Annotated in this window: 14 protein-coding genes; 7 read left to right on the top strand and 7 right to left on the bottom strand. The window is 39.4% G+C overall.

Annotated elements, in window-relative coordinates; translation table 11 throughout:
* Positions 1–2: 2 nt before the first annotated feature.
* Genes MHI34_RS12540 through mnhG form a run of 3 tightly spaced genes read left to right on the top strand, consistent with a single transcriptional unit; the run spans position 3 to position 1,112 of the window.
* Positions 3–482 (top strand): Na+/H+ antiporter subunit E, encoded by a 480-nt coding sequence (locus tag MHI34_RS12540; RefSeq protein WP_036119832.1) that lies wholly within the window; start codon positions 3–5, stop codon positions 480–482.
* The gene (locus MHI34_RS12535; RefSeq protein WP_342503506.1) at positions 479–760 is read left to right on the top strand and encodes a Na(+)/H(+) antiporter subunit F1; all 282 of its coding nucleotides are present in this window, start codon (positions 479–481) and stop codon (positions 758–760) included. Before MHI34_RS12540 ends, MHI34_RS12535 begins: the two co-directional genes overlap by 4 nt.
* On the top strand, positions 744–1,112 hold the full coding sequence (mnhG, locus tag MHI34_RS12530) for a monovalent cation/H(+) antiporter subunit G (protein ID WP_036119829.1): 369 nt from the start codon (positions 744–746) through the stop codon (positions 1,110–1,112). Before MHI34_RS12535 ends, mnhG begins: the two co-directional genes overlap by 17 nt.
* A gap of 49 nt (positions 1,113–1,161) precedes the next feature.
* Here mnhG and cysC read toward each other — a convergent pair whose 3' ends face one another.
* From cysC to MHI34_RS12510, 4 genes are all read right to left on the bottom strand, one after another.
* On the bottom strand, positions 1,162–1,755 hold the full coding sequence (gene cysC / locus MHI34_RS12525) for an adenylyl-sulfate kinase (RefSeq protein ID WP_036119825.1): 594 nt from the start codon (positions 1,753–1,755) through the stop codon (positions 1,162–1,164).
* On the bottom strand, positions 1,752–2,891 hold the full coding sequence (gene sat / locus MHI34_RS12520) for a sulfate adenylyltransferase (protein WP_036119823.1): 1,140 nt from the start codon (positions 2,889–2,891) through the stop codon (positions 1,752–1,754). The genes cysC and sat overlap by 4 nt, the downstream gene beginning before the upstream one ends.
* 71 nt (positions 2,892–2,962) lie before the next feature.
* Entirely contained in the window at positions 2,963–4,027 is a 1,065-nt protein-coding gene (locus MHI34_RS12515; protein ID WP_330493971.1) for an inorganic phosphate transporter, read from the bottom strand.
* Positions 4,028–4,039: 12 nt separating this feature from the next.
* Entirely contained in the window at positions 4,040–4,741 is a 702-nt protein-coding gene (locus tag MHI34_RS12510) for a phosphoadenylyl-sulfate reductase (RefSeq protein WP_036119818.1), read from the bottom strand.
* A 464-nt stretch (positions 4,742–5,205) separates the two neighbouring features.
* Between MHI34_RS12510 and MHI34_RS12505 the strand changes: the two genes are divergently transcribed.
* From MHI34_RS12505 to MHI34_RS12490, 4 genes are read left to right on the top strand one after another with little or no spacing between them, the layout of a single operon-like run.
* A complete protein-coding gene (locus MHI34_RS12505) occupies positions 5,206–6,258 on the top strand; it encodes a sulfate ABC transporter substrate-binding protein (RefSeq protein WP_036119815.1) in 1,053 nt (350 codons plus the stop codon).
* A gap of 11 nt (positions 6,259–6,269) precedes the next feature.
* Positions 6,270–7,103, top strand: a complete 834-nt coding sequence (gene cysT, locus MHI34_RS12500) for a sulfate ABC transporter permease subunit CysT (protein ID WP_036119812.1) — start codon at positions 6,270–6,272, stop codon at positions 7,101–7,103.
* A 10-nt stretch (positions 7,104–7,113) separates the two neighbouring features.
* The gene (gene cysW / locus MHI34_RS12495; RefSeq protein ID WP_036119808.1) at positions 7,114–7,989 is read left to right on the top strand and encodes a sulfate ABC transporter permease subunit CysW; all 876 of its coding nucleotides are present in this window, start codon (positions 7,114–7,116) and stop codon (positions 7,987–7,989) included.
* A 15-nt stretch (positions 7,990–8,004) separates the two neighbouring features.
* Complete coding sequence (locus tag MHI34_RS12490) at positions 8,005–9,075, top strand: sulfate/molybdate ABC transporter ATP-binding protein (protein ID WP_342503505.1); 1,071 nt, start codon at positions 8,005–8,007, stop codon at positions 9,073–9,075.
* Positions 9,076–9,484: 409 nt separating this feature from the next.
* On the opposite strand, the gene MHI34_RS12485 is transcribed toward MHI34_RS12490, so the two are convergent.
* From MHI34_RS12485 to cysI, 3 genes are all read right to left on the bottom strand, one after another.
* On the bottom strand, positions 9,485–10,339 hold the full coding sequence (locus MHI34_RS12485) for an IS3 family transposase (protein ID WP_145991300.1): 855 nt from the start codon (positions 10,337–10,339) through the stop codon (positions 9,485–9,487).
* Positions 10,324–10,830 (bottom strand): helix-turn-helix domain-containing protein, encoded by a 507-nt coding sequence (locus MHI34_RS12480; RefSeq protein ID WP_180957841.1) that lies wholly within the window; start codon positions 10,828–10,830, stop codon positions 10,324–10,326. The genes MHI34_RS12485 and MHI34_RS12480 overlap by 16 nt, the downstream gene beginning before the upstream one ends.
* A gap of 212 nt (positions 10,831–11,042) precedes the next feature.
* A complete protein-coding gene (gene cysI, locus MHI34_RS12475; RefSeq protein WP_342503504.1) occupies positions 11,043–12,758 on the bottom strand; it encodes an assimilatory sulfite reductase (NADPH) hemoprotein subunit in 1,716 nt (571 codons plus the stop codon).
* Positions 12,759–12,798: the final 40 nt, after the last annotated feature.

Genomic DNA, 12,798 nt, shown 5'->3' with positions numbered 1-12,798 from the left:
CAATGGCATTTCAAATGATTTTGAATTTTGTACTTGCCTTCGTCTGGATGTTCCTCTCCTCTAATTACACAGCAGCTGGCTTTATCATAGGGTTCATCATGGGGATCATTTTACTTATCATCATGCGAAGATTTTTCAAATCACGTCTTTATGTCTACCGCTTATGGGCCCTTATTAAACTGACTTTGCTGTTTTTTAAAGAGTTAATATTAGCCAATGTGCAAGTTTTAAAGGTCGTGTTAAAGCCTAAATTGGACATGCAACCTGCCTTTTTTGCCTATCCTACTGTTTTAACCGAAGACTGGGAAATCACTTTATTATCAAGTCTTATTACGTTAACACCCGGAACAGTGGTAGTGCATGTATCAGATGATGCGAAAACATTGTATGTACATGCGATTGATATTAATGATGTGGATGAAGCTGTTGCTTCCATTCGAGATTCATTTGAGAAAGCGATTTTGGAGGTGAGTAAATCATGACAACATTTATTATTGCTATGATCGTAGTGATTTGCTTATCGATGATTGCAGTTATTTACCGAATGGTAAAAGGCCCTTCTGCATCTGATCGTGTTGTCGCTTTGGATTCACTTGGTGTTTCACTTATTTCTCTTATTGGACTATTTTCGATTTTAGTGGAAACAAGCTTCTTTCTAGAAATTATTTTATTGCTTGCGATTTTATCGTTTATCGGGACAATGGCTTTCTCTAAATTCATAGAGAAAGGAGATATCATTAAACGTGACAATTCTCGCTAATAGCTTAGTTATCTTTTTCATTTCTGTTGGCGTACTGTTTATCGTCGTCACAGCTATCGGACTTGTCCGCTTACCTGATTTGTATACGCGTGCCCATGCCGCTTCTAAAAGTGCAACACTGGGTGTCATGTGTGTATTGATTGGTGTATTCTTTCACTTTTGGCTAATAGAAGATCATTTCAATCCCCGAATTTTACTAGGGATACTGTTCCTCTTCATCACTGGTCCTGTAGGGGGACACATTATGACTCGTTCTTCCTATATCGCTGGTGTAAAGCCTTGGAAAGGTACAGTACGTGATGAGTTAGGTCCTGAAATTGACAGAATGAAAAAGGAACAAAATGTAAAATAAACATAAAAGAACTGCTCGTTCGTACTGTCGAGCAGTTCTTTTAATTTCTTTAAATGTATCCCTTCAAAGTTAAAATCTTCGTCAGTTGTTCAACACACTCCTCGATGGAATGCTGTTCTGTGTTCAAAATAATTTCTGGATTCTCTGGTTCTTCATATGGGGCACTAATACCTGTAAAATTCGTAATTTCAGCATTCCTTGCCTTTTTATATAAACCTTTCGGATCTCTTTTTTCACATGTTTCTACTGAACACTTTACATAGACCTCTAAAAATTCACCGTCGTCTACAAGTCCACGTACTACTTGACGATCTTCTCGATAAGGTGAAATAAAAGCGGTTAGCACTATTTGACCACTTTCAATAAATAGCTTAGAAACTTCCCCTATTCGGCGAATATTTTCCTTTCGTCCGGACTCATCAAATCCTAAATCCTTATTCAAGCCATGGCGTACATTATCACCATCTAAAACGAAGGCTTGATTGCCCCGTTCAAATAATCGACGGGCAAAAGCATTGGCCACGGATGATTTCCCTGAAGCAGATAATCCCGTAAACCATAAAATAAAGCTTTGATGTTTGTTTTTTGAACGACGTTCCTCTTTCGTAATGGAGGCTTCATGCCAAACAATATTTGAACTCATTTAACTACCTCCTTACGCATGCCTTTGATTAATACATCTACAACTTCTTTGCGGCTAAATGTACTAGGTGGTACTTCTCCATTACGAAGCATTTCACGTACTTTCGTTCCTGATAGAATAACATGGGCAGAGCCATCATGCGGACACGTTTTGGTAGTAGCCATCCCCTCACATCGCTGGCAATAAAAACTATGTTCGAATTTTAATGGCACTATTCCTAATTCATCTTCTGTAAACTGTTCAAAAATCTTTTGTGCATCGTACGTACCATAATAATCACCTACACCTGCATGGTCACGACCAACAATAAAATGGGTACAGCCATAATTTTTCCTTACAAGCGCATGGAAAATGGCCTCCTTTGGCCCAGCATAACGCATTGCGGCAGGAAAAACGCCTAATTGTACACGGCTTTCAGGATAGTAGCTTTTCAATAAAACCTCATAGCTCTCCATACGTATTGTAGCTGACACATCATCCGATTTTGTTTCACCAATAAGTGGATTTAAAAATAACCCATCAATCGTTTCAAGCGCTGCCTTTTGAATATATTCATGCGCCCTATGAACTGGATTACGAGTTTGGAAGCCAACAATTGTTTTCCATCCCTTGTCGGCAAATAATTGACGTGTTTCTACGGGATCAAACGAATACGCAGGAAATTTTTGTGCGATACGTTTGATTAAGGTAATTTTTCCACCGACATAAATAGCAGGTCGGTCATGAAGCTTTTGAACTCCTGGATGTGCTAAATCCTCTGTCCCATATACAAGCAAAGCCTCTTTTCGTTTATTCGGCTCATAAATATCAACTACTTCAATAACGCCATAAACTTCATCTTGATAGACCAGTTTCACCTCATCACCAGGCTGTATCGTAGCTGCTTTTTCTTGTGTAACAGGTAATGTAATCGGAATACTCCATACTACGCCTGATGCTAAGCGACTTTGTTCCACAACTGACTCATAATCTTCTTGTGTTAAAAAGCCTTCAATTGGGCTATAGCCACCTATCGCAATTAACTCTAAATCACTTAAAGAAATAGCATCCAGCTCAATTTCCTTGTGAATGGTTGCTATCTCTTTTTCTGGGTTAAACGCTTGCACAAGAAGCCCACCATGTGGTTGTAAACTCATGAAAATCTCCTCCTACTTCTAGTTAAATACTAAGTTTTATAGTCAAAATAGTAGTTCTAGCATGATTCAATTTATATGCCTTCACCTGCGTCATAAATGGACTGCTCTTCTTCTCGCATCGTCCGCATTAGGCTAATGACACCCAGTGTCCCAACAATAATAGTGCCAATCAAAATAATGGCATAGAGGTCCTTTTCTAAAAATAGCTGCACTAAAAAGTACGAAATAGCTAACGAAAAGATAGGCGATACAATCCAAATCCGAATGATTTTTTTGACAATATGCTGATGGAAAATTTGTTTTCCATTCTTCGCCATGCCCATCCCGATGATGGATGAAGATGTTACTTGTGTTAAAGGAACTGGAAGCCCAAAAAGCGAGCTTACGCCAACAAGAAGGGCACCTGTACTAGAAATTAAGATTCCTTCTGCCTTTTGAAAGCGCACAATTTTTTTACCATTGGTTTCAAGCACCCGTTTGCCAAGTAGCATAGCACCTAGTGCCACAAATGCCCCACCTAGGACAATGCCCATCGTAACATCCATCATCCCTGCACCAACAAGTGGTCCAACAGCATTGGCGACATTGTTCATGCCCGCTGAAAAGGCTTCGAAAAATCCAGCTAATACGAGCAGAACCGTTAAAATCGGACGATCTTTTAGCAGCCCTCTGTTTTGTAATTTATATAATAATTTTCCAAAGACAAGTGCAATGACAAAGGCGACAAGCGGTACAATGATCCAAAATGATATGATAACTAGCAATGAACGCACGAATAATACTTTATAGGCTATTCCTACTCCAACAACAGCGCCAACCGTTACTTCGCTCGTTGATAAGGGGATACCTAAAAGATTGGCGAAAAATAAGGAGCTTGTCGCCGAAATTAGGATAATGATGACAACCTTTACCGTAATATAGTCCTGCGGCATAATGCCTGAGCTAATCGTTTTGACAACCTCTCCTCCGCCTAATACAGCTCCACTATAGACACCTATTGCACATAATAGTAATGCTTGCCAAGCTTTTTTGATGGCACCTGCACCGTAAGCAACGCCCATTGAGGCTGCTGCTCCGCTTGCCCCTATATTCATCGCAAAAAATAAACTAATAGCTATTGCAAAATATTCAAGCATGGCAAAACTCCTTTATTCATGTAAACCACACTCCGTTTTACCAGAACCTTGCCATCGTCCTGAACGTAAATCATCCATCGTAAATGCTGGCTTTGTACAATGCTCACAGCCGATACTTGGATAACCTTGATCATGCAATGGGTTGTATGGCAGATTGTGCTTAGAAACATAGCGCCAGACATCCTTCCATGTCCAATGAATCAGTGGACAAACTTTAATCGATTTAAATTTATCGTCCCGATTTAGAAAGTTTGTCTGTTGACGTGTTGGCGATTGTTCACGCCGCAAGCCAGATATCCAAGCCTTGTTACCTGACAAGGCTTCATGCAAAGGTTTTATCTTGCGAATGTCACAGCATTTATTTGGATTGGACTTCCAAAGCTCATCACCATATTGAGCAGCTTGTTGTTCTAATGTAAGGATAGGCTTCTTCATGACAATGTTTAGTTGTGGATATTTTTCTTTGACTCTATTAATCGTTTCATAGGTTTCTTTAAAATGGACATCTGTATCTAAAAAAACAATTGTAGCATCTGGTTTTACCTTTGAAATGAGATCAATTAAGACAATACCTTCAATGCCAAAGCTACATGCATAGACGATTTCCTCTCCATATTCTCGATAGCCCCACTGTAAAACTTCCAGTGCACCCTTATACAGATCATCAACTTGAAAATCAATAATCGGTTCTTGCCAATTTTCGTACGTTAACATCAAATCCCCCTCATAGCAAAAAAGGCATTTTAACAATAGACACAGTAAAACAGGTCTTTGTTAAAACGCCTCTAGTTTGACTAGCCAGCTCTTTATTTAATGATTGTTCACTAGTATTTGCTACCTCGTACCACAATCATTCTTCTTATTACCAAATATATACTAAAATACACCAAGTAGTCAACTAGGTTTTTTGACATATCTTTTTCATCCACCCATTTTTTCAGTTCCTTCCTGCATAGAATGAGTGGTATCTAGTGACCGTTATATTCATTTTCAAAATAATTAATTTTTTATTTAATTCCTTGTTGACTAATAGGAAATATATGTTTAATGTATTATTAAAGCTTTGACATAAATAATAAGTTGCTGATCAGAGAATCTGAAGGCCATCTACCCATGAAGTCATAACATTATGGGGGATGGCTTTTTGCATTCTTTAGATGGAAAAGGAGCGAAATGATATGAAAAAAAGGAGCTATGTTCTCCAAACGTTAGCACTATTAGCTGCAGTAACGTTAAGTTTAACTGGCTGTGGAAGTGCTAATTCAGATGAAAAAGCAAGTGGTCAGGAAGCAAAGAAGTCTGTAGAACTACTCAATGTTTCCTATGACCCAACACGCGAGCTTTACGATGAATTTAACAAGGATTTTATAAAAAAATGGAAAGACGAAACAGGTCAAGATGTCAAAATCAATCAATCACATGGTGGATCTGGCAAACAAGGTCGAGCTGTGATCGATGGTCTCGAAGCTGACGTTGTCACCCTTGCACTAGCTTACGATATAGACGAAATTGCTCAAACACGCGAGCTATTGAATAAAGATTGGCAGACAGAATTTGATTATAACTCGACCCCCTATACATCGACTATTGTGTTTTTAGTACGCAAAGGGAATCCAAAAAACATTCAAGACTGGGATGATCTAATTAAAGAAGATGTGTCGGTCATTACACCCAACCCCAAAACATCTGGTGGTGCACGTTGGAACTACTTAGCGGCTTGGGCTTATGCTGGAAAGTTATATAACAATGATGAAACAAAAATAAAAAAATTTATGAAATCACTCTATAGCAATGTTGAAGTATTAGATTCTGGCGCTCGTGGTGCTACAACGACATTCGTAGAACGAAAGATTGGAGACGTCTTAATTGCATGGGAAAATGAAGCCTACTTATCTTTAAATGAATTAGGGAAGGACGAATTTGAAATCATCACACCATCATTAAGTATTTTGGCAGAGCCACCAGTTGCAGTTGTTGACAAAATCGTTGATAAAAAAGGGACACGTGAAGTTGCGGAAGCTTACTTACAACATTTATATAGTGATATCGGGCAAGAAATTGCGGCAAAAAACTATTATCGACCACGTAATGAAACCATTCTAGCAAAATATAAAGAGCAATTTCCTCAGCTTGAACTTGTGTCCATTGATGATTTTGGCGGTTGGTCACAAGCACAAGCTACCCATTTTAAAGATGGTGGTACCTTTGATGAAATATATGTACCACAATAAGGAGCGTTTTGATGAGTCAGTTAATCCTTCCTAAAAAATCACGGCGAATAATTCCAGGCTTTCATCTGTCTCTTGGTTATACAATGCTCTATGTTAGTTTACTAGTGTTACTACCACTTTCAATGATTTTCATTCATACCATGTCCTTAAGCTGGACTGAGTTTATCGCTATCATTACAGAGCCTCGTGCTGTTGCCTCTTATAAAGTGAGCTTCAGCACAGCATTGATTGCGGGCTTACTAAATGTACTTTTCGGCACCATTATCGCATGGGTTCTCGTTCGCTATCAATTTCCATTTAAACGAATCATTGATGGGCTAGTAGATTTACCCTTTGCCTTGCCTACTGCTGTTGCTGGTATTGCTTTAACATCACTCTATGCGCCAAATGGCTGGATCGGTCAATTTTTTGATTTTAAAATTGCCTTTACACCTCTTGGTATTATGATCGCGTTAACATTTATCGGGCTACCTTTTGTAGTACGTACAGTCCAACCCGTATTACAAAATATTAGCGCTGAGGTCGAGGAAGCTTCGGCAAGTCTTGGTGCCAATCGTTTACAAACCTTCAGTAAAGTCATTCTGCCAGAGCTATTACCTGCCATTTTAACTGGCTTTTCATTAGCCTTTGCCCGTGCACTTGGTGAATATGGCTCCGTTGTTTTCATTGCAGGAAATATGCCGATGAAAACAGAAATTACACCGTTAATTATTATGACGAAGCTAGAACAATATGATTATGCAGGTGCTACCGCAATAGCAGTTGTCATGCTTGTGACATCCTTTATTCTGTTGTTCACCATCAACTTGATCCAATGGCTAGCCAATCGTCGTTTTGTACAGTAGGAGGTACCACATGGAACAATCAACATTTATTCAGCAGGCTAGTAGTGAGAAAAATAAAGCAGCCCCAAAGTCTGCTGCATTACAGGAGCCCCGTATTGTTCGCTATTCGTTAACGTTCATTGCCTTAGCTTTTTTAGCTTTCTTTATCGTACTACCTTTACTATCTATTTTTATTACAGCCTTTCAAAAGGGAGCCGACGTTTATTTTGCTGCTATTACACATCCAGATGCGTTAGCTGCTATTAAGCTTACGTTAACGGTTGTAGCTATTGCTGTACCACTTAATGCTCTTTTTGGCGTAATGGCTGCATGGGCCCTTACAAAGTTTAATTTTAAAGGGAAAAATCTATTACTTACCATCGTTGATTTACCATTTGCCGTCTCCCCTGTTATCGCAGGACTAGTATTTATTTTATTGTTTGGTTCACAGGGACTTTTCGGTGATTGGCTGTTCGCACATGATATTAAAATTGTTTTTGCCTTGCCTGGCATTGTCCTCGCCACTATTTTCGTCACTTTACCCTTTGTTGCACGTGAGTTAATACCACTCATGCAAACACAGGGCACATCTGAGGAGGAAGCGTCCATTTCACTTGGTGCCAACGGCTTTAAAACATTTTGGTATGTTACATTGCCCAATATTAAATGGGGATTGTTCTATGGTTTGATTTTATGTAATGCACGAGCCATCGGGGAATTTGGGGCGGTCTCTGTTGTATCAGGTCATATCCGTGGCATGACCAATACGATGCCACTTCATATTGAAATTCTCTATAATGAATATCAATTTTCAGCAGCCTTTGCTGTTGCCTCCTTAATGAGTGTTATGGCCATCTTTACATTAGTTGTGAAAGATATAATCGCATGGAAATCAAAATCTAGTTAAAAGGAGATGGTCACGTTGAGTATACAAATTCAAAATGTATCCAAAAAATATGGTGCTTTTCAAGCATTAGAGGATATATCAGTTCATATTCAGTCAGGGGAGCTAGTAGCACTGCTCGGCCCTTCTGGTTCGGGAAAAACCTCTTTATTACGTGTGATTGCGGGGCTGGAAACCACTGATGTTGGTGATATCTTATTCGATGGTCAGTCCATAACCAATCGACATCCAAAGGAGCGCAATGTGGGCTTTGTCTTTCAGCATTATGCCCTTTTTCGTCATATGACAGTCTTTGATAATGTCGCATATGGGCTAAAGGTTCGCCCGCGAAAAAGCAGACCCTCAAAACAAGAAATAACAAATAAAGTGATGGAATTATTGCAGCTAGTCAAACTCGAAAATTACGCTAATCGATATCCAACACAGCTTTCAGGGGGGCAACGGCAACGTGTAGCACTGGCAAGAGCCCTTGCTGTAGAGCCTAAGGTTCTTTTATTGGATGAACCGTTCGGAGCACTTGATGCAAAAGTTCGCAAGGAATTACGTCGCTGGCTACGAAAGTTGCATGATGAATTTCATATTACCAGTATATTTGTGACACACGACCAGGAGGAAGCACTAGATGTAGCGGATCGCATTGTCGTAATGAATAATGGCAAAATCGAACAAATTGGCAGCCCAGATGAGGTGTATACGAATCCAAATAGTCCATTTGTTTATGACTTCTTGGGCAATGTCAATCTTTTTAAAGGTCGCTTACATAATGGTAAGCTCATGCAAGGCGAAGTTGCACTGGATGTACCAGATGCCCTCACACATACGAATGATAACGTAATTGGCTATGTACGCCCTCATGACATTCATATCGAAAAAACAATTATTCCAGGGACAGTTCCTGTTAAAATCAGTCATATTCATTTGCTAGGACCTATTGTCCAAATTGAGCTACGCCGTGAGGATCTTGATGAATTTTTAGAGGCGGAGTTATCAAAAGAACAATTTTTCCACCTACAGCTTAAAGTTGGCGATCAAGTATTTGTAAAGCCAAAACAATTAAAAGTATTTATTCCCGAAGATTACTCCATTTAAAAAGCCATGTAGCAAAGCAATTTGCTACATGGCTTAGTGTTGAAAAAACAAAACCATTAATAGTATTTTTGTGAAATGTGAAAATAGATTTCCATTGCAGACTACTTGCTTTCCTGTGGGCGAGAGCCGAGCCGCTTCCTCCGCTCCAATCCATAAAAATGTTTCTTGTTAGCAAAGGCTTTCAACTAAAGTGAAGGTATTCACTACTCTTTATGGAGGGATGTTGTCACTCATCACTTCTCTACATTGAAAATAAGAGGTTATCCTTTCTCTACAAATAATGGGCTATTTTGTTCATTACGTCTAGTATGAAAGAGAAGGAAAAGACACTTTTACCACATGGTTGGTTGGAGTGGAGCCAGCGTCACTCCTAGGGGATTTAGTGAACTGACCCCAAAAATTTGAACTTTTAAGAAACTCTTCGAAACTCAACTGGACTTTTTCCGTTGAGTTTTATTTTTATCCGTTCATGATTGTAGTAGTGGATATAGTCTACTAACGCTTTTTTGAATGCTTCGTAGTTCTTAAACGTTGTTGCGTATAGAAATTCTGATTTCATAATGCCAAAAAAGCTTTCTATCACGGCATTATCTAAACAATTTCCTTTCCGTGACATACTTTGCTTGATTTCATGTGTTGCCAATAACGCTTTAAAACGTGGTATTTGATATAACCATCCTTGATCAGAATGGACGATTAAGCCACTCTTTTTCGATAACTTTGTATACGTAAACGCCTTCTTAAAAGACTGTTGAACTAACTCAAAATTAGGTGATTTTGATACCTCATACCCAACGATTTCTCGATTGAATAAATCTAATACAGCGGATATATAGATTTTTTGACCGTTTATTTTAAACTCCGTTACATCGGTTACCCATTTCTGATTGGGTGCAGTGGCTTCAAAATCACGTTGGATGACATTCTCTGCGACATAGCCGACTGTCCCTTTATACGAACGGTATTTTTTAGGGCGTACCGTCCCTTTTAAGCCCAATTCTTGCATCAATCGTTGGACCGTTTTATGGTTGATGAAAAACCCTTCATTTCGGAGGGCTAAACAAATACGACGATAGCCATAACGCCCCTTATGGTAATGAAAAAGCGTCTGAATTCGTTCTTTGATCGCCTGATATTTATCTGGTTTTACCCATTTTTGGAGATGATAATAATACGTACTTTTCTTAAGTTTCGCGACTTTTAATAGAGCTTGAAGAGGAAAATCCAACCTTAGCTCATAGACAGCTCTTACTTTTTCTTGGATTTGAAGGCATCCTTTTCTTGAACTAAGGCTTTCAACTTTTTTAAATAGGCATTTTCCATCCGTAAATACTCAATTTCCGCTTTTAACTCATCCGTTGTTTTTCCATTTAAATCGGACGAAGGTGGTTGTTTTTTTGGCATTGATTGGCGCTCCTTTTCTACTTGATAGAGCACCTCACCAGCCGTTGACATCCATTGTTTTTTCCATCTCCGAATGGTTTCACGGGAAGGAATATTAAACTTCGCAGCAGTCTGAAGGAGCGAATCGCCCGTCTCTATCAGGTGTTGAATTACTTTTATTTTAAAAGAATCTTCGTAATTCGTGAACCCTTGAGGACGAATAATTCCTTCGATGCCATGATAGCGATATAATTCAATCCATAATCGAATGTACTGTCGATCCCTCTGTAATCGATTGGCAATCTGATACGTACTTTCTTTTTCTTCAAAGTAAGCTAGAACTGCGGCTAATTTTTGTTCATCAGAAATCACTACCTGCACCCCCTATAGTAGATTTTTAAGTCCAATATTTTGGGTGCAGCTCAACGCAGTGAGTGAAGCGGCTCATCGGACGCCCCCTGGAAAGGACGCTGGCGGAACGGAAATCAACCTCTCGCCTTGCTAGGTTCTTTTTTTGCTATTGACATCACCTTTTTTCAACAACAAGCCATGTAGCAAAACAATTTGCTACATGGCTTTAATCATTAGTGAAATTCTCTCCCATCATTAACAGCTGTCACATATCCAGCACGAATAACAAAGTCACCAAAATGCTCCCCCTCTAAACGCTCCTTCGCAAAATGCAGAAGAATTGGTCGAAGCTCTGCTAATATCTCTTCTTCGCCAATATTTTCACGATAGATTTTATTCAATCGGTTGCCTGTAAAACTTGCCCCTAAATACATATTATATTTCCCTGGTCCTTTACCGATAAAGCCAATTTCAGCCATAGCTGCACGTGAACAGCCGTTTGGACAGCCAGACATGCGTATAACAATTTCTGTTTCATTTAATCCTGCCTCATCGATAATGGCATCAAGCTTCGTAATGAGCGAAGGTAAATAGCGTTCTGCTTCCGCCATTGCTAAACCACAGGTTGGTAAAGAAACACAGGCAATGGAATTGCGACGTAAGGCAGAATAATGCGCACCATCTGTTAGTTTGTATTGTTCAATAATCGTATTAATTTTTTTCTTTTTTTGTGGGGTCACATTGCTAATCATTAAATTTTGGTTCGGTGTTAGGCGAAAATCACCTGTGTGTACTTTAGCTATTTCGCGTAATCCTGTTAACAGCTGATAATCTTCAAAGTCTTTTATACGACCATTTTGAATAAATAACGTGTAATGCCAATGACCATCTGCCCCTTTAATCCAGCCAAATTCATCACCAGTACGCTCAAATGTATAGGGACGAGCCTGCTGAATTTCCCAGCCTAGCCGACGTGTTAATTCTTCTTGGAACCAGGCAAGCCCTCTTGCATCGATCGTGTATTTAAAACGTGCATTTTTGCGCACAGAACGATTCCCATAATCACGCTGTATCGTAATAATTTTCTCTGCTGTTTCCAATAATTTATCTGGCGTAATAAAGCCAATTAAACGAGCAAGCTGTGGATAGGTTTCATGGTCACCATGGGTCATGCCCATTCCTCCACCAACAGCTACATTAAAGCCAATAAGCTGATTTTTTTCAACGATGGCAATAAGTCCAATATCTTGTGAAAAAACATCCACGTCATTACTTGGTGGAATCGCAATCCCTATTTTAAATTTACGAGGCAAATATTGTGCTCCGTAAATCGGTTCAATTTCTTCATCCTGACTATCTATCACCTTTTCCCCATCCAACCACAATTCATGGTAAGCCCGTGTTCGAGGTAATAAATGCTCACTTAGTTTGGCAGACCAGTTGTAAACCTCTTCATGCAATGCCGATTGGTTTGGATTCACATTACACATCACATTGCGGTTTACATCTCCACAAGCTGCCAGAGAATCCAATAGTACCTCATTGATTTCCTGCATATATTTTTTGACATTCCATTTTAAAATACCATGTACTTGAAATGCTTGACGTGTTGTTAACTTTAAAGAGCCATTACCATACGTTCTAGCCATTTCATCCATGACTAGCCATTGTGCTGGTGTAGCTGCGCCACCTGGTGTTCGTACACGCACCATAAATTGATAAGCAGGCTCCAGCTTTTGACGTTGACGTTCATTGCGCAGATCTCGATCATCCTGTAAATAACTACCATGGAATTTCATGAGACGGTTATCATCCTCTGGAATACCAGAGCTTAATGGATCATTCATGGTACGTTCAAGCGTACCACGTAGGTAATTACTGTCAGTCTTAATGCGCTCTACATCACTTGGTTCTCCAGGCTGTGGAGGTAAAACTATCTTTTCTGTCATTCTTGATCGCTCCTTTAATCCTTCACCTTGGCGTTTTGGC

Source organism: Lysinibacillus sp. FSL L8-0126, from assembly GCF_038630385.1.
In the GTDB taxonomy this organism is placed as follows: domain Bacteria; phylum Bacillota; class Bacilli; order Bacillales_A; family Planococcaceae; genus Lysinibacillus; species Lysinibacillus fusiformis_D.
Note: the sequence above shows the minus strand (reverse complement) of the source record. Positions and strands in the feature narration are given on the sequence as shown.

Excerpts from the sequence above, each read along its gene's own strand:
- MHI34_RS12515 (WP_330493971.1), bottom strand. The coding sequence starts at position 4,027 with ATGCTTGAATATTTTGCAATAGCTATTAGTTTATTTTTTGCGATGAAT.
- cysW (WP_036119808.1), top strand. The coding sequence starts at position 7,114 with ATGGAACAATCAACATTTATTCAGCAGGCTAGTAGTGAGAAAAATAAA.
- MHI34_RS12535 (WP_342503506.1), top strand. The coding sequence starts at position 479 with ATGACAACATTTATTATTGCTATGATCGTAGTGATTTGCTTATCGATG.
- cysI (WP_342503504.1), bottom strand. The coding sequence starts at position 12,758 with ATGACAGAAAAGATAGTTTTACCTCCACAGCCTGGAGAACCAAGTGAT.
- sat (WP_036119823.1), bottom strand. The coding sequence starts at position 2,891 with ATGAGTTTACAACCACATGGTGGGCTTCTTGTGCAAGCGTTTAACCCA.
- MHI34_RS12540 (WP_036119832.1), top strand. The coding sequence starts at position 3 with ATGGCATTTCAAATGATTTTGAATTTTGTACTTGCCTTCGTCTGGATG.
- MHI34_RS12505 (WP_036119815.1), top strand. The coding sequence starts at position 5,206 with ATGAAAAAAAGGAGCTATGTTCTCCAAACGTTAGCACTATTAGCTGCA.
- cysC (WP_036119825.1), bottom strand. The coding sequence starts at position 1,755 with ATGAGTTCAAATATTGTTTGGCATGAAGCCTCCATTACGAAAGAGGAA.
- MHI34_RS12510 (WP_036119818.1), bottom strand. The coding sequence starts at position 4,741 with ATGTTAACGTACGAAAATTGGCAAGAACCGATTATTGATTTTCAAGTT.
- cysT (WP_036119812.1), top strand. The coding sequence starts at position 6,270 with ATGAGTCAGTTAATCCTTCCTAAAAAATCACGGCGAATAATTCCAGGC.